Annotated in this window: 13 protein-coding genes; 3 read left to right on the top strand and 10 right to left on the bottom strand. The window is 45.5% G+C overall.

Going from position 1 to position 19,271, the window contains the following annotated elements; all coding sequences use genetic code 11:
• Positions 1–78: 78 nt before the first annotated feature.
• The gene (gene malE, locus PSI23_RS14320; RefSeq protein WP_273555720.1) at positions 79–1,278 is read right to left on the bottom strand and encodes a maltose/maltodextrin ABC transporter substrate-binding protein MalE; all 1,200 of its coding nucleotides are present in this window, start codon (positions 1,276–1,278) and stop codon (positions 79–81) included.
• A gap of 427 nt (positions 1,279–1,705) precedes the next feature.
• Between malE and malK the strand changes: the two genes are divergently transcribed.
• Genes malK through malM form a run of 3 tightly spaced genes read left to right on the top strand, consistent with a single transcriptional unit; the run spans position 1,706 to position 5,128 of the window.
• Positions 1,706–2,815 carry a maltose/maltodextrin ABC transporter ATP-binding protein MalK gene (gene malK / locus PSI23_RS14315; RefSeq protein ID WP_273555719.1) on the top strand — a complete coding sequence of 370 codons (1,110 nt, stop codon included), beginning with the start codon at positions 1,706–1,708 and terminating at the stop codon, positions 2,813–2,815.
• 34 nt (positions 2,816–2,849) lie between these two features.
• Positions 2,850–4,124 carry a maltoporin gene (locus tag PSI23_RS14310; protein ID WP_273555718.1) on the top strand — a complete coding sequence of 425 codons (1,275 nt, stop codon included), beginning with the start codon at positions 2,850–2,852 and terminating at the stop codon, positions 4,122–4,124.
• Positions 4,124–5,128 (top strand): maltose operon protein MalM, encoded by a 1,005-nt coding sequence (malM, locus tag PSI23_RS14305; RefSeq protein WP_273555717.1) that lies wholly within the window; start codon positions 4,124–4,126, stop codon positions 5,126–5,128. Before PSI23_RS14310 ends, malM begins: the two co-directional genes overlap by 1 nt.
• Before the next feature lie 714 nt (positions 5,129–5,842).
• On the opposite strand, the gene rpoC is transcribed toward malM, so the two are convergent.
• From rpoC to PSI23_RS14260, 9 genes are all read right to left on the bottom strand, one after another.
• Positions 5,843–10,066, bottom strand: a complete 4,224-nt coding sequence (gene rpoC / locus PSI23_RS14300; RefSeq protein ID WP_273555716.1) for a DNA-directed RNA polymerase subunit beta' — start codon at positions 10,064–10,066, stop codon at positions 5,843–5,845.
• A gap of 148 nt (positions 10,067–10,214) precedes the next feature.
• A complete protein-coding gene (rpoB, locus tag PSI23_RS14295) occupies positions 10,215–14,243 on the bottom strand; it encodes a DNA-directed RNA polymerase subunit beta (RefSeq protein ID WP_273555715.1) in 4,029 nt (1,342 codons plus the stop codon).
• Positions 14,244–14,627: 384 nt separating this feature from the next.
• A complete protein-coding gene (gene rplL, locus PSI23_RS14290) occupies positions 14,628–14,993 on the bottom strand; it encodes a 50S ribosomal protein L7/L12 (protein ID WP_273555714.1) in 366 nt (121 codons plus the stop codon).
• A gap of 63 nt (positions 14,994–15,056) precedes the next feature.
• Positions 15,057–15,554, bottom strand: coding sequence for a 50S ribosomal protein L10 (gene rplJ / locus PSI23_RS14285; RefSeq protein ID WP_273555713.1), 498 nt, complete (start codon positions 15,552–15,554; stop codon positions 15,057–15,059).
• A 336-nt stretch (positions 15,555–15,890) separates the two neighbouring features.
• Positions 15,891–16,592: a 50S ribosomal protein L1 gene (gene rplA / locus PSI23_RS14280; protein WP_273555712.1), complete on the bottom strand. Its 702-nt coding sequence runs from the start codon at positions 16,590–16,592 to the stop codon at positions 15,891–15,893.
• Between the two features lie 3 nt (positions 16,593–16,595).
• Entirely contained in the window at positions 16,596–17,024 is a 429-nt protein-coding gene (rplK, locus tag PSI23_RS14275; RefSeq protein ID WP_092519797.1) for a 50S ribosomal protein L11, read from the bottom strand.
• Between the two features lie 207 nt (positions 17,025–17,231).
• A complete protein-coding gene (gene nusG, locus PSI23_RS14270) occupies positions 17,232–17,777 on the bottom strand; it encodes a transcription termination/antitermination protein NusG (protein WP_092519796.1) in 546 nt (181 codons plus the stop codon).
• A gap of 3 nt (positions 17,778–17,780) precedes the next feature.
• On the bottom strand, positions 17,781–18,164 hold the full coding sequence (gene secE / locus PSI23_RS14265; protein ID WP_092519795.1) for a preprotein translocase subunit SecE: 384 nt from the start codon (positions 18,162–18,164) through the stop codon (positions 17,781–17,783).
• 336 nt (positions 18,165–18,500) lie between these two features.
• On the bottom strand, positions 18,501–19,271 hold a 771-nt coding region (locus PSI23_RS14260), incomplete at its 5' end, for an elongation factor Tu (RefSeq protein WP_273555711.1).

The following is a 19,271-nucleotide window of genomic DNA, read 5'->3' as shown; positions in this document are numbered from 1 at the left end:
TCACTCAGAACCTATCACAATCAGAACCTATCACAATAAGGTGCTAAAGCTCCTTAGAATCAGGAGCTTGTCATTCGTTTATTTTGTTATTCTCGTTTTAGCATCTTCAAGAGCAGCATCTACCGCCTGACGCCCGCTGACTGTGTTAAGAACAGCACTACGCATTGCGTACCAGAAACTACTCATTTGGGAGATATTCGGCATAATTTCACCTTTTTGAGCGTTTTCCATCGTAGCGGCAATACGTGGATCTTTCGCGAGGATCTCCTGATAGGACTTCAAAGCCACCGCTCCCAACGGCTTATCTTTGTCTATCATTGCCAATCCTTCATTAGTAAGCAGGTAATTTTCCAAAAACTCCTTCGCTAACTCTTTATTGGGGCTGGCCGCATTAATCCCCGCTGTTAAAATGCCAACAAAGGGTTTAGAGGGATTTTCTTTAAAAGTTGGTAATAAAGTCACACCATAATTAATTTTGCTTTTATCTATATTCGCCCAAGCCCAAGGACCGTTAATCGTCATCGCTGTTTTGCCTTTATTGAAGGCAGCTTCGGCGATGGAATAATCAATATCCGCATTGAGGTGTTTATTTTTGACTAAATCAACCAGGAATTGCATTCCCGCTTTAGAACCTGAATTATTCACTCCGCTATCTTTAACATTATAAGTCCCGTTCTCTGCCTTGAAGGCATACCCACCATCAGCAGCAATCAGCGGCCAAGTGAAATATGGTTCCTGCAAATTGAACATGATTGCGCTTTTATTTTGCTTTTTCAGTTCATTATCCAAAGCGGGGATTTCTTCCCATGTTTTAGGGGGGGATTTAATTAAATCTTTATTGTAGATAAGAGAAAGAGCTTCAACTGCGACAGGATACCCTACCAATTTTCCGTCATAACGAACGGCATCCCACGTAAAAGGAAATAGCTTATCAATAAACGATTTATCAGGTGTGATTTCAGCTACTAACCCTGATTGAGCATAACCACCAAAGCGATCATGCGCCCAGAAAATAATATCTGGCCCATCTCCACTGGCCGCAATCTGGGTATATTTTTCTTCCATTTTATCAGGATGCTCAACAGTGACAGAAATTCCCGTTTCTTTTGCAAATTTTTCACCGACTTGCGCCAACCCGTTATAACCTTTATCACCATTGATCCAAATTACCAACTTGCCTTCTTCCAGCTTCGCAAAGGCTGAAGCAGACAGTACACATGTTGTTAAAACGGAAAGCATCAGGGTACGAGTCCCCGCTTTTAAAATTTTCTTGGTCATCATTCCGCCTTTTCATTTGTTAATTCAAGATAACTATCTTTATTACACAGCGATAAAATGGCACCAGTGTGCAATCAATGTAAAAAAGACTCATCCTCCCCCGCTCTACGCCTCATACCGCATGAGTGTGAACTGGCTTACAAAAACAATTAAAATCAGGACGTTAACATCAAGACGACATCCTTTTTTGAGATTTAAGTCACATCTTACCTGACAATTTTTTCCCTCCTTTATCAATCACATTAATCTCGTCCTCCTGACTCCTCCACCATCAAAAATTCTGGGATGGAGGATTCTCACGCTTGTTATTTTATACACAATCCTGCCATCAGTTTTTCACTAAGTTTCTCGCTATGGCGAATAAGAAACGAAGACGAAATAGGAAGCGAACAGAAAACTGAGGTGGCAAATCCGAGAGAGGGAAAAAATGTCTAGTGTCACATTCCACAATGTATCTAAATCATATGGTGAAACGGTCATCTCCAAAGATCTTAATCTTGATATTCAGGAAGGAGAATTTGTCGTATTTGTCGGCCCGTCAGGATGTGGAAAATCGACGTTACTGAGAATGATTGCGGGATTAGAAGACATCACATCCGGTGATTTGCTGATAGCAGGAAAACGAATGAATGATGTTCCACCAGCCAAGCGCAGTATAGGCATGGTTTTTCAATCTTATGCGCTATATCCCCATCTCTCTGTTGCAGACAATATGTCCTTCGGCATGAAACTGGCTGGTGTCAAAAAAAACGATATAAAAAAGCGAGTACAACAAGTTGCAGAAACCCTCCAGCTTGCCCATCTGTTGGATCGCCGCCCCAAGGCACTGTCCGGTGGCCAACGCCAGCGAGTCGCCATTGGTCGAACTCTTGTTGCTGAACCCAATATCTTTCTGCTGGATGAACCTCTTTCCAATCTGGATGCAGCTTTGCGTGTACAGATGAGAATTGAGATTTCACGTCTACACAAGCGACTGCAACGTACGATGGTCTATGTAACCCATGATCAAACTGAAGCCATGACGCTGGCAGATAAAATTGTTGTGCTGGATGGGGGCAATATTGCTCAGGTTGGTAAACCCCTTGAAATTTATCACTATCCTGCCAATCGCTTTGTTGCGGGTTTCATTGGTTCACCGAAAATGAATTTCCTGCCAGTCAAAGTTTCAGCGATTGCCGTCGATCAGGTACAAATTATCCTGCCGAACGGGCAGCCTGTTTGGTTGCCCGTTGAAAGTAAGGGGTTAACTGTCGGTAGTAATGTATCGTTGGGAATTCGCCCCGAACACCTTTTGCCTAATGATGTTGCTGATGTTACGTTAGAGGGGACAGTACAGATCGTGGAACAACTGGGGAATGAAACTCAGATTCACATCCGCATACCTGCCATTCATCAAAATCTGGTTTACCGCCAACCTGATATCGTTCTCGTAAAAGAAGGTGCTGATTTCACTATCGGATTAGCTCCTCACCGATGCCATCTTTTCCGCGAAGATGGAACCGCATGTCAGCGTTTACATAAAGAACCCGGAGTCTAAATCCGCGGCCATAAAAAATAACAGGAGAATCATTATGCGTATATTGTCTCTCTCATTGGCTATGCTAACTAGTTTATTATCCATGCAGGCTATTGCTGTTGATTTCCACGGCTATGCCCGTTCAGGCATTGGCTGGACAGGTAGTGGCGGTGATCAAAAGTGTTCTAAAGCCACTGGGGCACCGAGTAAATACCGCCTCGGCAACGAATGTGAAACCTACGCTGAACTTAAACTAGGGCAAGAATTATGGAAAGATGGGAACAAACGTTTCTATTTTGATACCAATTTAGCCTACTCCGTCAGTCAGGAAAAGGACTGGGAAGCCACCAATCCCGCTTTACGTGAAGTAAACATAAAAGCAACCAATATCATTGATTGGTTGCCCGGTTCAACACTGTGGGCTGGTAAACGTTTCTACCAGCGCCACGATGTACATATGATCGATTTCTATTACTGGGATATTTCCGGACCCGGTGCAGGTTTGGAAGATATTGATCTCGGTTTTGGCAAACTGTCCCTCGCCGTAACCCGTAATACAGAAGAAGGCGGTTCGGTTGGTTGGATTACTGGTGAAAAGAAGAAAACCCCGACCTCTAATGATGTTTTTGATATACGACTGGCAAACTTACCTGTCAATGCTGGCGGCACATTGGAATTGGGCATTGATTATGGACGTGCTAATGCGCGCAAGGGATATCAGCTTGATAACAAGGCATCCAAAGATGGTGTGATGCTGACTGCCGAACATACTCAAAGTATATTAGGTGGTTTCAACAAATTTGTCTTGCAGTACGCAACTGACGCAATGATCTCCAACAATAATGGTCGTTCCGAAGGGGCCAATGTAGAGAACAACGGGCATATGCTGCGAGTTATGAATCATGGTGCGATCAACCTCGCAAAAAAATGGGATCTCATGTATGTCGCCATGTATCAAAACATTGACCGCGACAATAACAACGGCAACACATGGTACACCGTAGGTATCCGCCCAATGTACAAATGGACACCAATAATGAGTACCCTGATGGAAGTGGGTTATGACAATGTCAAATCTCAGCGCACCAAGGCAAACAACAATCAGTACAAGATCACTCTGGCCCAACAGTGGCAAGCTGGCGACAGTATCTGGTCACGCCCTGCCATTCGTTTATTCGCTACTTACACTAAATGGAACGAGAAATGGGGCTATGCTGATAGCAACTCCGGTGTCAGTGGTGTAGCTTACCGTGATACACCAGCACATCGATTCAGTCGTGGGAACAGTGATGAATTTACATTTGGTGCCCAATTTGAGGCTTGGTGGTAATGAAAAAGAAATTACTCTCACTTTGTCTCAGTGCTCTGCTCTGCAACATAATTCCTGCTGTGAGTTATGCTGCATCAGATATCGCACTGTCTGATACAACAGAATCTAGTTCTGTAATAACTAATAAAGCAGGAGTAGATCCAGAAACAACCAACGCTATTGCGCCAGCTTTGTCTCTACCAACTTTGCAGGAACTACAGTGGCAGCCAATTAATACTCATGACACACAGACTATTATTCTTAATAGTACGTCACAGCAGCTTAATAACGGAAATATTAGTGGGGCGATAGCTGCATTTGCTTTACCTGCCAATCAAGGCTCATTGGAAATCACTCTGAACAGCCTGATAAAGGATGAGCAGGTGTATTCACCGAATGTTTTAGTACTTGATGAACAACTCCATCCCTCTGCCTTTTATCCAAGTCACTATTTTCGTTATCAACAACCGGGCATAATGTCCACTGATAGGCTTGAGGGTGTATTAAAGCTAACACCCGCATTGGGGCAACAGCGGATTTATTTGCTGATTTATACCACCCGTTCAGATTTACAAACTTCAACACAAATGATCGATCCTGCTAAGGCTTATGCTAAAGGAGTCGGTAATTCTATCCCTAATATTCCCGATCCGATCGCACGCCATACAGAGACAGGAACATTAACGCTAAAAGTAAAATCAGAACGCAATGCAGGCAATATTCTGATCGGTCAGGTATTTTCTACACCTATTTCTACAACTACGTCCAAACCGATCACAGTCGGTTCTACACAAGCAATATCTATACCTGTAATAACAGCTCCTACAGCTACCCCTCACTCCACCACGTCACCTACAGTTAAACCTGTACTGAACGATACTGAAAAATATTTCAATGACGCCATCAAGAAAGCCATTAGTCATGGCGATATTGATAAGGCATTGAAACTATTGGATGAAGCGGAGCGCCTTGGCTCACCAACTGCACGGGAAACTTTTATCAATACGATAAAAAGTAAGAAATAATTTTTATTAAAGGGTTATAGTGATATTTAGTTTTAGAACTCTATAAGCTATAACCCTATCATTATTACCTAACAATATTTCATTACAATTAGTTATTATCAATGTGTTTACTTAAACCAATCCATAATTCCCTTTTTATTAAAATAATTTTTTATCTTCCCTCGAAATTTATAAATAAAACAAACCAATATTGATAATAATATCATATTGAACAGAAATCTCGTCATTACTGCTGAGAATATAATGAGGAATAAAATACTTATAGAAAGTAACGAAATGGTGATATTTTTAACTGAAATATTAAATATCCAAGCTAAAAACTTGAGAGTATACTTTATGATTTTATAAAATATTTCAAATATCGTAAAAAAGAAGTCTGCCAATACATCCATAACTATAACCCTATATAAATCGCTAATGTTATTCTCTTAAGTGCTTTAACTATTATTTTTTTAAATTGCTATTTTTTAATATAAATACGATTAAGTACCATTTTCTCATAAGAGATATTTTTGTCTCAATACCATTCACAGCAAAACACATCATAGGAAAAAATCAAAGGAAAAATAAAGCCTATTACGATGAGGTAGCTTTTATTAATTTTAGCGTGTTTCCAGCGACAAGATATTTTCCACCCGATAAAAAAATGCCCTCTACAAAGAGAGGGCATTTCACGATTAGCTATATGTATAGAGTATGCTACTTACCACGATATTATTCGTTATTGCTGCTACCAAAACCTGCATTCAACAATTCAGCAAGGTTTGCAGTGGCTTCGTCAACGCTAACTTGTGGTGCTTCAACCACTTCGTTTTCGTGACGACGACGGATGCGATCCTGATGGTAAGCATAACCTGTACCCGCAGGGATCAGACGACCAACGATAACGTTCTCTTTCAGGCCACGCAGTTCATCACGTTTACCTGCAACAGCTGCTTCAGTCAGTACGCGGGTTGTTTCCTGGAACGACGCCGCAGAGATGAAGGATTCTGTTGCCAGTGATGCTTTGGTGATACCCAACAGATCACGATGGAAGATAGCTGCTACTTTACCATCCTGCTCCAGTTTACGGTTCGCAACTTTAACGCGTGCGTATTCAACTTGCTCACCTTCAAGGAACTCAGAGCTACCCGCATTCGCGATAGTTGCTTTACGAAGCATCTGACGAACGATAACTTCAATGTGTTTATCGTTAATCTTAACGCCTTGCAGACGGTAAACTTCCTGTACTTCGTTAGTGATGTAACGAGCAACCGCGTGAACACCACGCAGGCGCAGAATGTCATGTGGAGATTCTGGGCCATCGGAGATCACGTCACCACGTTCAACAACCTCACCTTCGAATACGTTGAGCTGACGCCATTTAGGGATCATCTCTTCGTAAGCATCACTACCATCCAATGGGCTGATTACCAGACGGCGCTTACCTTTAGTTTCTTTACCGAAGGAAACAATACCGCTGATTTCTGCCAAGATAGCAGGCTCTTTCGGACGACGCGCTTCGAACAGATCCGCAACGCGTGGCAGACCACCGGTGATATCTTTAGTACCGCCAGATTCCTGAGGAATACGCGCCAATGTATCACCCGCAGAGATGGATATACCATCTTCCAGCTGAACAATCGCTTTACCCGGCAGGAAGTACTGAGCAGGCATATCAGTACCTGGGATCAGAACATCATTACCCTGAGCGTCAACGATTTTCAGTGCTGGACGCAAGTCTTTACCGCTACCGGTACGCTCTGCACTATCCAAAACCACCAGTGAAGATAGGCCAGTCAGTTCATCCGTCTGACGGGTAATGGTTTGACCATCAACTATGTCAGAGAACTGAATAATACCGGATACTTCACTCACAACTGGCATGATATGTGGATCCCAGTTCGCAACGGTTTCACCGCCGGTTACTGTCTCACCATCACCTTTCGCCAATACCGAGCCGTAAGGTACTTTATAACTCTCTTTGGTACGACCGAAATCGTCGATCAGGCGCAATTCGGTATTACGAGAAGTAATAACCAGTTTACCTGCTGAGTTCGTAACGAATTTCGCGTTGGTCAGTTTCAGATGACCTTTGTTACGTACCTGAATGCTGGATTCTGCTGCCGCACGAGATGCCGCACCACCAATGTGGAACGTACGCATCGTCAACTGTGTACCTGGCTCACCGATTGACTGTGCTGCGATAACACCAACAGCTTCACCTTTATTGATCAGGTGACCACGAGCAAGGTCACGACCGTAACACTTAGCACAAACACCGAAGTCAGTTTCACAGCTTACTACGGAGCGTACTTTCAAGCTGTCAACGGAGTTTTCTTCTAACAGATCACACCATTTTTCGTTCAGTAAGGTGTTACGTGAAACCAGAATGTCCGCTGTGCCAGGTTTCAGAACGTCTTCAGCCGTCACACGACCCAATACACGTTCACGCAGTGGTTCTTTAACATCACCACCTTCGATAACCGGAGTCATCATGATACCGTCGTGAGTACCACAGTCATCTTCAGTCACTACCAAGTCTTGAGCAACGTCAACCAGACGACGGGTCAGGTAACCGGAGTTCGCGGTTTTCAATGCGGTATCCGCAAGACCTTTACGAGCACCGTGGGTTGAGATGAAGTACTGGAGTACGTTCAGACCTTCACGGAAGTTCGCGGTAATTGGGGTTTCGATGATGGAACCATCTGGAGTTGCCATCAGACCACGCATACCCGCCAACTGACGGATCTGAGCAGCAGAACCACGCGCACCTGAGTCGGCCATCATAAAGATGTTGTTGAAAGAAACCTGCTGCTCTTCTTCACCGTTACGGTTAATAACAGTTTCGGTAGACAGGTTTTCCATCATCGCCTTAGCAACACGTTCGTTAGCCGCAGCCCAGATATCGATAACTTTGTTATAGCGTTCGCCAGCAGTTACCAGACCTGACTGGAACTGTTCCTGAATTTCGGCCACTTCTGCTTCTGCTTCTGCGATGATGCCTTCTTTCTTCTCAGGAATTACCATGTCGTCAATACCTACGGAAACCCCGGAACGGGCAGCGTAAGCAAAACCGGTGTACATGGTCTGGTCAGCTAAGATAACGGTTGGTTTCAGGCCCAGTATGCGGTAACAGGTGTTCAGCATTCTGGAAATTGCTTTTTTACCCAGCGCCTGGTTAATCAGTGAGTATGGCAGACCTTTCGGTACAATCATCCACAAGATGGCCCGACCGATAGTCGTATCAACCAGACCTGTGTTGACAGTAACATTGCCTTCACCGTCTCTCACTTCTTCAGTGATACGAACTTTGACACGAGCGTGCAAAGAAGCCAGACCTGCGCGGTAAACACGCTCTGCTTCTTTAGAACCGCTCAGAACCATGCCTTCGCCTTTTGCGTTAACACAGTCACGAGTCATGTAGTACAGACCCAATACAACGTCCTGAGATGGAACGATGATTGGTTCACCACTCGCAGGAGACAGGATGTTGTTGGTAGACATCATCAACGCACGCGCTTCCAACTGGGCTTCCAGTGTCAACGGTACGTGAACAGCCATCTGGTCACCATCGAAGTCGGCGTTATAAGCCGCACACACTAGTGGGTGCAACTGGATCGCTTTACCTTCGATCAGAACCGGTTCAAATGCCTGAATACCCAGACGGTGAAGGGTCGGTGCACGGTTCAGCAGAACTGGGTGCTCACGGATAACTTCATCCAAGATATCCCATACAATGGCTTCTTCGCGCTCAACCATTTTCTTGGCTGCTTTGATGGTAGTCGCCAGACCACGCAGTTCCAGCTTGCCGTAAATGAATGGCTTGAACAGCTCCAGTGCCATCTTCTTAGGAAGACCACACTGATGCAGACGCAGGTATGGACCTACGGTAATTACAGAACGGCCTGAGTAGTCAACACGTTTACCCAGCAGGTTCTGACGGAAACGACCCTGTTTACCCTTGATCATATCTGCCAAGGATTTCAGAGGGCGCTTGTTAGAACCTGTAATCGCGCGACCGCGACGACCGTTGTCCAGCAATGCATCAACCGCTTCCTGCAACATACGTTTTTCGTTACGTACGATGATATCTGGCGCAGCCAGATCCAACAGGCGCTTCAGACGGTTATTACGGTTAATGACGCGACGATACAGATCATTCAAATCTGATGTAGCGAAACGACCGCCATCCAGTGGAACCAGTGGACGCAAATCCGGTGGCAAAACTGGCAGAACGTTCAGAACCATCCACTCTGGCTTGTTACCAGACTGAATGAAAGCTTCCAGCAATTTAATACGCTTGGTCAGCTTCTTACGTTTGGTTTCAGAGTTAGTCTCGTTCAGCTCTTCACGCAAGTTTTCACATTCGTTTTCCAATTCGATGTTTTTCAGCAAAGATTGGATTGCTTCTGCACCCATTTTTGCATCGAATTCATCACCAAACTCTTCCAGCGCGTTCAGATACTCCTCTTCAGACAGGATTTTTCCACGCTCAAGATTAGTCATACCACCTTCGACAACAACATAGGATTCGAAGTACAGTACGCGTTCAATGTCACGCAAAGGCATATCCAGCAGCAAACCGATGCGGGATGGAAGAGATTTCAGGAACCAGATGTGAGCGGTTGGAGATGCCAGCTCGATGTGTCCCATACGTTCACGACGAACTTTGGTTTGGGTTACTTCAACGCCACACTTCTCACAAATCACACCACGGTGTTTTAAACGTTTGTATTTACCACACAAACATTCGTAATCTTTTACTGGCCCGAAAATACGCGCACAGAAAAGACCGTCACGCTCAGGCTTGAACGTACGGTAGTTAATGGTTTCCGGCTTTTTTACTTCCCCGAATGACCACGAACGGATCATATCTGGAGAGGCCAGAGCAATTTTGATCGCATCAAACTCTTCGGTCTTGGTTTGCGCTTTCAGAAACTTCAATAAGTCTTTCACGAAATGGCTCCTGTCGGAGTTAGACCTGTTAGGTGAGTGGCCCATGCCACTCCCCTCTATAACCAGTATAACCACTGGGACCAGTGCAACCACTGGCTGGTAAACTGTCCGGCATCTTTATACCGGACAGTACCAGCGGGAAAACGATTTATTCGTCTTCCAGCTCGATGTTGATACCCAACGAACGGATTTCTTTCAGCAATACGTTGAAAGATTCCGGCATGCCTGGTTCCATCTGGTGGTTACCATCCACGATGTTTTTATACATCTTGGTTCGACCGTTAACATCGTCGGATTTAACTGTGAGCATTTCTTGCAGGGTGTACGCAGCACCGTATGCTTCCAATGCCCACACTTCCATCTCACCGAAGCGCTGTCCACCGAACTGTGCCTTACCACCCAGCGGCTGCTGAGTAACCAGACTATAAGAGCCGGTAGAACGGGCGTGCATCTTGTCATCAACCAAGTGGTTCAATTTCAGCATATACATGTAACCGACGGTTACTTGACGCTCGAATTGTTCACCTGTACGGCCGTCGAACAAAGTAATCTGACCAGAAGTCGGCAAACCACCCAGTTTCAACAACTCTTTGATTTCAGTTTCTTTTGCACCGTCAAAGACAGGTGTTGCGATAGGCATACCTTTTCTCAGGTTTTCTGCCAGACGCATTACTTCTTCGTCGGTGAAGGTGTTCAAGTCAACTTCCTGACGAGTATCATCACCCAGATCATAAGCTTTCTGGATAAACTCACGCAGTTTGGCAACTTCTTGCTGCTGTTTCAGCATTGCATTGATTTTGTCACCAATGCCTTTTGCCGCCATACCCAAGTGAGTTTCCAGAATCTGACCGATGTTCATACGTGATGGTACACCCAGCGGGTTCAGTACGATGTCTACTGGTGTGCCGTTTTCATCGTAAGGCATGTCTTCAATCGGGTTGATCTTGGAGATAACACCTTTGTTACCGTGACGACCTGCCATCTTGTCACCAGGCTGAATCTGACGCTTCACAGCCAGATACACTTTGACAATTTTCAGCACGCCAGGTGCCAGATCGTCGCCTTGTGTGATTTTGCGGCGTTTAGCATCCAGTTTTTTCTCGAACTCAATTTTCAGTTCGTCATACTGTTCTGCCAGCTGCTCCAGCTGATTCTGTTTTTCTTCATCAGCCAGACCCAGTTCCAACCAACGCCCACGAGGAAGTTTAGCAAGTTTTTCCGCTTCAACACCACCGGCAACCAGTACAGAGTGGATACGAGCAAACAGGCCAGCTTCGAAAATTTGCAGTTCTTCTGTAAGGTCTTTCTTAGCCTCACGCAACTGCATCTCTTCGATTTCCAACGCACGCTTGTCTTTCTCTACGCCATCACGGGTAAAGACTTGTACGTCGATAACAGTACCAGAAACACCATTTGGTACGCGCAGTGAGGAGTCTTTCACATCAGACGCTTTCTCACCGAAGATCGCACGCAGCAGTTTTTCTTCTGGCGTCAGCTGAGTTTCACCTTTCGGTGTCACTTTACCCACCAGAATGTCGCCGCCTTTCACTTCCGCACCGATATAAACGATACCGGATTCGTCCAGTTTAGACAGCGCAGCTTCACCCACGTTAGGGATGTCAGCAGTAATCTCTTCAGGCCCCAGTTTGGTGTCACGAGACACACAAGCCAGTTCTTGAATGTGAATGGTAGTGAAACGGTCTTCCTGAACAACACGTTCAGATACGAGGATGGAGTCCTCGAAGTTATAACCATTCCATGGCATGAATGCCACGCGCATGTTCTGACCCAGAGCCAGTTCACCCAAGTCGGTGGATGGGCCATCAGCCAGTACGTCGCCACGTTCTACCAATTCGCCCAAAGAAACACATGGCATCTGGTTGATACAGGTGTTTTGGTTGGAACGGGTATATTTGGTCAGGTTATAGATATCAATACCCGCTTCACCCGCGAGCATTTCATCTTCGTTAACCTTGATTACGATACGGGATGCGTCAACGTACTGAACCATACCACCACGTTTAGCAACAGAGGTTACACCGGAGTCAACTGCTACCGCACGCTCCATGCCTGTTCCGACCAGTGGCTTATCAGCACGCAAAGTTGGAACCGCCTGACGTTGCATGTTCGCACCCATCAATGCACGGTTGGCGTCATCGTGTTCAAGGAATGGGATCAGAGATGCACCGACGGACACGATCTGTTGTGTCGAAACGTCCATGTACTGAACCTGATCACGGTTGAACAAGCTGGATTCATCGTAATGACGGCAAGTTATCAATTCTTCAACGAAGTGACCTTCTTCATCCAATACGGTGTTCGCCTGTGCAATGACGTAGTTACCTTCTTCGATCGCGGACAGATAGTGGATTTCATCAGTCACTACACCATCACGAACTAAGCGATAAGGCGTTTCAAGGAAACCATACTCATTGGTACGCGCATAAACGGACAATGAGTTAATCAGACCGATGTTTGGACCTTCAGGCGTTTCGATTGGACATACACGACCATAGTGAGTTGGATGTACGTCTCGAACTTCAAAGCCTGCACGCTCACGAGTCAGACCGCCTGGACCCAACGCAGAAATACGGCGTTTATGGGTAATTTCAGACAGTGGGTTGTTCTGGTCCATGAACTGGGACAACTGGCTGGAGCCAAAGAACTCTTTCACCGCCGCAGAAATTGGTTTGGCGTTGATCATGTCCTGAGGCATCAGAGTATCCAGATCGCCCAGAGACAGACGCTCTTTCACTGCACGTTCTACACGAACCAGACCGACACGGAACTGGTTTTCGGCCATTTCACCAACGGAACGGATACGACGGTTACCCAAGTGGTCGATATCATCGACTTCACCTTTACCGTTACGGATATCGATGAGCTTCTTCATCACATCAGTGATGTCTTCTTTGCTCAGAATACCAGCACCTTCAATCTCTTCACGATCCAGCGAACGGTTGAACTTCATACGACCAACCGCAGACAGATCATAACGATCTGAAGAGAAGAACAGGTTCTCAAACAGGTTTTCTGCGGCTTCACGTGTTGGTGGTTCACCCGGACGCATCATGCGATAGATTTCAACCAATGCATTAGTACGATCATTGGTCGGGTCAACACGCAGAGTTTCGGAAATGTAAGCACCGTGGTCCAGATCATTGGTAAACAAGGTCTCGATAGATTTGTGACCAGACTGACTCAAACGTGCCAGCAGATCCAAAGAGAGTTCCATGTTAGCAGCACAGATGATTTCACCTGTGTTCTGGTCGATGTAATCTTTTGCTACAACTTTACCCGCGATATATTCAACAGGTACCTCAATACGGTCGACCTGATCTTTTTCTAACTGGCGGATATGACGAGCTGTGATACGGCGGCCTTTTTCAACATAGACCTTGTCGTTTGCTTCGATATCAAATGAAGCAGTTTCGCCACGCAGACGTTCTGGTACCAGAGCCATCTGCAATTTATTGCCACGAATTTCGAATACAGTTTTGTTGAAGAACAGATTCAGAATGTCTTCAGTAGAATAATTCATCGCGCGCAGAATAATCGAAGCCGGCAGCTTACGGCGGCGGTCGATACGCACAAACAGGTTATCTTTTGGATCGAATTCGAAATCTAACCATGAACCACGGTAAGGGATAATACGTGCGTTATACAGTACTTTACCGGATGAATGGGTTTTACCCTTATCGCTGTCAAAGAAAACGCCTGGGCTACGATGCAACTGAGATACGATAACGCGCTCAGTACCGTTGATAACGAAAGTACCGTTATCGGTCATGAGTGGAATTTCACCCATGTAGACTTCTTGTTCTTTGATAGCTTTAACTGTGCCTTCTGGCGCTTCGCGCTCATAAATCACCAAGCGCAGCTTAACGCGCAGCGGTGCTGAATATGTCACACCACGGATCTGACACTCTTTAACATCAAAGACAGGTTCGCCAAGACGATAGCTTACATATTGCAACTCAGAATTGCCGTTGTAGCTCTGAATTGGAAACACTGAACGGAAGGCCGCTTCCAGTCCATTCTGGCCTTCGGGATCTTGCTCGAGAAACTTCTGGAACGAGTCAAGTTGGATAGAAAGAAGGTATGGAACATCCAAAACTTGTGGACGTTTACCAAAGTCCTTACGAATACGTTTTTTCTCGGTATAGGAGTAAACCATAGGGTTCCTCAGCTCGCTGACAAGTGACCCACTCTGCCCGCCCTTGAAGGACAGCGCTCTGCAACACTATTTTTTCGGACAGAAAATAGAATATTTTCCGTAATACTCATTGCTATTACTCTTAAATCATTTCATTGCGTTACCTTACTACCGAGCTACCCGAGTGGATCGTAGCTGAGAACACAGTATATTAAGGCGTCAATAGGAAAAAGTATTTTGGGTTTATTAGCAGCCAAACAGTGTGAAATGCTACTAACTCCCTACATAATGCCTTTCAGGCAATATGGCTCTGTAGGCAATGCCCTTACAGCGCAAAAAGGCTGGCGATTAAAAAATCGCCAGCCGCCAGCCTTAACTAATCAGGCTGCGAACTTCAAACAGATCTTACTTGATCTCAACAGAAGCACCTGCTTCTTCCAGAGATTTTTTCAGAGCTTCAGCGTCGTCTTTGCTGATGCCTTCTTTCAGAGTTGCTGGTGCGCTTTCAACCAAGTCTTTAGCTTCTTTCAGACCCAGGCCAGTTGCGCCACGTACTGCTTTAATTACAGCAACTTTGTTAGCGCCAACGCCAGTCAGGATGACGTCGAATTCAGTTTGTTCTTCAACAGCTTCAGCAGCGCCGCCAACTACAGCTACAGCTGCAGCAGCAGAAACGCCGAATTTTTCTTCCATCATGCTGATCAGTTCAACAACGTCCATTACAGACATTTCTGCAACTGCGTCCAGAATTTGTTCTTTAGTGATAGACATAACAAGTGTTCCTAAAATTCAGAAAAAGTTTATACGTTAAAAAGCAACGAAGGAAATAGACAATTAAGCTGCTTCTTTCTGATCGCGTAGCGCAGCCAGAGTGCGAACCAATTTGCCTGCAGAGGCTTCTTTCATGGTTGCCATCAGGCGTGCGATTGCTTCTTCGTAAGTTGGGAGTGTTGCCAGACGATCGATATTTGATCCTGGGATAAACTCACCTTCAAAGGCTGCCGCTTTAATCTCGAATGCTGGGTTCGCTTTCGCGAAATCTTTGAACAAGCGAGCAGCTGCGCCCGGATGTTCAAAAGAGAAAGCAATCAAGGTTGGACCAACAAACGCTTCTTTCAGGCACTCATACTCAGTACCTTCAACAGCACGACGCAGCAGAGTATTACGTACAACACGTACGTTAACGCCAGCTTCACGGCATGCTTTACGCAGTTCAGTCATTTTATCTACGGTAACGCCACGAGAATCCGCAACAACCGCAGACAGCGCACCTTTGGCTACTTCGCTGACTTCAGCAACAATCGCTTGTTTGTCTTGAAGATTTAGTGCCATTAGCTTCTTGCTCCTGGATTAACCGGGAAAACCCGGAACTCACTTCACTCAAGGCACAAAATGTGCATGAGCGCTAAAACACGGTGAGCAGAATCCAGGAAATAAATTTCATTTGGCTCTGTCACCGTCTACGCAGGATATTAAGTAATTACTTACGCCTGCGGTCTTGGACGGGGCTTGGATTAGGCCAAGCTCCAACCGAAAACTTGTTATTTGCCGATACAACCTTATCTTGCAAAAGTTGTGTGTCATAGAGCACACTATCAGGCAAATTTGAAGCGTCAGATTTTAGACAAATCTGACGCTAAGGTAAAGCGTTATTCTCAGCTTAAATAATTAAGCTGATGCACTCAGACCAGACTGGTCGACTGCAACACCTGCACCCATGGTAGTAGACAGGCTAACTTTCTTGATGTAAACGCCTTTAGCAGAAGCTGGTTTAGCTTTTTTCAGCGCAACCAGCAGAGCTTCCAGGTTTTCTTTCAGTTTGTCAGCGTCAAAGTCAACTTTACCGATAGTAGTGTGGATGATACCGTTCTTGTCGTTACGGTAACGAACCTGACCCGCTTTAGCGTTCTGTACAGCTTCAGCAACGTTAGGAGTTACAGTACCAACTTTCGGGTTTGGCATCAGACCACGTGGACCCAGGATTTGGCCCAGCTGACCAACAACGCGCATTGCATCTGGAGATGCGATAACTACGTCGAAGTTCATCTCGCCTTTCTTAATCAGTTCAGCCAGATCTTCCATACCTACCAGTTCAGCGCCAGCAGCTTTAGCCGCTTCAGCGTTTGCGCCCTGAGCAAATACAGCAACACGTACTGAACGACCGGTACCGTGTGGCAGTACAGTTGCACCACGAACGTTCTGGTCAGATTTACGAGCATCAATGCCAAGATTAACAGCTACGTCAACGCTTTCTACGAACTTAGCAGTAGCCAGTTCTTTCAGCAGAGCAACAGCTTCGTTGATGTCATATTGTTTAGTTGCATCAATTTTTTCACGGATAGTGCGCATGCGCTTAGTCAGTTTAGCCATTGATTAATCCTCCACTACCAGGCCCATGGAACGAGCAGTACCTTCGATTGAACGCATCATTGCGTCAACGTCAGCACCAGTCATATCCGCAGCTTTAGTTTCAGCAATTTCACGAACCTGAGCGCTGGTTACTTTACCAACTTTATCTTTGTTCGGTTTGCCGGAACCAGATTTGATGCCTGCTGCTTTTTTCAGCAGAACAGCCGCTGGTGGGGTTTTAGTAACGAAAGTGAAAGAACGGTCTGCATAAACAGTAATAACAACTGGGATTGGCAAGCCTTTCTCAATGCTTTCAGTTTTAGCATTGAACGCTTTACAGAATTCCATGATGTTAACACCCTGCTGACCCAGAGCTGGGCCAACTGGTGGGCTTGGGTTAGCCATACCAGCTGCAACTTGCAGCTTAACGTAGGCTTGTACTTTCTTAGCCATTATATTTCCTCTATGTGGGTGTTATCGCCTCAAAATGAGGCTCCCCTGACAATTTAAGCCCCGTCTAAAAGACCAGACCACTTAAAATATTACCTAAATTATCTAGGAAACATCATCTAAAATGACGCCTAGATAAAAACAAAAGGCGCGAAATTGTATGCTAATTTCACACCCTTTGCAAGCAGAGCCGCTTAATTAAGCGTCAGTTCAGGCTTTCTCTACCTGACTGAAATCCAGCTCAACTGGTGTAGCACGACCAAAGATAGAAACCGATACTTTCAAACGGCTCTTCTCGTAATCGACTTCTTCCACCACACCATTGAAGTCTGCAAACGGACCATCGCTGACTCGAACCATTTCTCCTGGTTCGAACAGAGTTTTTGGCCTTGGCTTATCACCAACCTGTTGAAGACGATTCATGATCGCATCAACTTCTTTATCGCTGATTGGTGCTGGGCGGTCAGAAGTGCCACCGATAAAACCCATTACGCGAGGTACACTACGAACCAAATGCCAAGTCGCATCGTTCATTACCATCTGTACCAAGACATAGCCCGGGAAGAATTTACGCTCGCTTTTACGGCGCTGGCCACTGCGGATTTCAACAACCTCTTCTGTCGGCACCATCACTTCGCCAAAAGAATCTTCCATCTCTTGTAATTTGATATGTTCACGCAGAGATTGGGCGACGCGACCTTCAAACCCAGAAAATGCCTGGATGACATACCAACGCTTTTTTGGGGATTCAGACATTTTTTAAAACCTCAGGCCTGTAATAAATGAAACTAAACGCACCAGAATACCATCAAGCCCCCACAAAATAAGAGACATGACAGCCGTTACAACTGCAACAATCAAAGTTGTCTGCAGTGCTTCCTGGCGAGTTGGCCAAATGACTTTACGCATTTCAATGCGGGCTTCACGGGCAAATGCTAATGCAGATTTACCTTTTACAGTCCACAATGCAACTGCTCCTGCAAGGGCAACAATAGCAACCACGGCTATCGCGCGCAGAGGCAGGTTATACTCTCGGTAATAGTAATTACCCACAATAGCAACCACCAGCAGCACTGCTACCAATAGCCATTTTGCTATATCAAGACCACGCCCGCTTTGTTGAGCATCGCTATTCGCACTCATAAACCAACCTGTAACTATATGTAAGTAACTATGATGTAAATAGATAGCCAGCTTGCCTCGCAAGAGCAAAACAAATCAGACCGAACCCAAAGATAATTGTAATTGTATCTGACTCGGCGCCATAATTCAGTAGGACTTTTATACCTTAATGATATTTAAGTCCACCCGTTGTATCAGAGCCTATCTCACCAATAATTAAGAATAGCAATCAAATAGCAATTTATCTGCCATTAAATGGCTAATTATGAGCAAATATTGATGAGATAGGTTCTTCCTAAGACAACGTATAAAAAGGGCATCTGTCGATGCCCTTCCAAAATGAACACATTAAAAAAATTATGCGATCACTTTAGCAACAACACCAGCACCTACAGTACGACCACCTTCACGGATTGCGAAACGCAGACCGTCATCCATGGCGATTGGGGCAATCAGGTTCACGATCATGTTGATGTTGTCACCTGGCATTACCATCTCAACGCCTTCTGGCAGTTCGATAGTACCGGTTACGTCAGTTGTACGGAAGTAGAACTGTGGACGGTAACCTTTGAAGAATGGAGTATGACGGCCACCTTCATCTTTGCTCAGGATATACACTTCTGATTCGAACTGAGTGTGTGGGTGGATAGAACCGGGTTTCGCCAGAACCTGACCACGCTCAACGTCATCACGCTTAGTACCACGCAGCAGAACACCTACGTTCTCACCAGCACGGCCTTCGTCCAGCAGTTTGCGGAACATTTCAACGCCAGTACAAGTCGTTTTCGTGGTTTCTTTGATGCCCACGATTTCTACTTCGTCGCCTACTTTAACGATACCACGCTCTACACGACCGGTTACAACAGTACCACGACCGGAGATGGAGAATACGTCTTCGATTGGCAGCAGGAATGGCTTGTCAATGTCACGCTCTGGTTCTGGGATGTAAGAATCCAGCGCTTCTGCCAGTTCAATGATCTTCGCTTCCCACTCTGCTTCGCCTTCCAGCGCTTTCAGAGCAGAACCACGGATGATTGGCGTATCGTCGCCTGGGAAATCGTACTGAGACAGCAGCTCACGTACTTCCATTTCTACCAGTTCCAGCAGCTCTTCATCATCAACCATGTC

It is taken from the genome of Xenorhabdus yunnanensis (assembly GCF_028598805.1).
Taxonomy (GTDB): domain Bacteria; phylum Pseudomonadota; class Gammaproteobacteria; order Enterobacterales; family Enterobacteriaceae; genus Xenorhabdus; species Xenorhabdus yunnanensis.
This window is presented reverse-complemented; position numbering and strand designations above follow the sequence as displayed.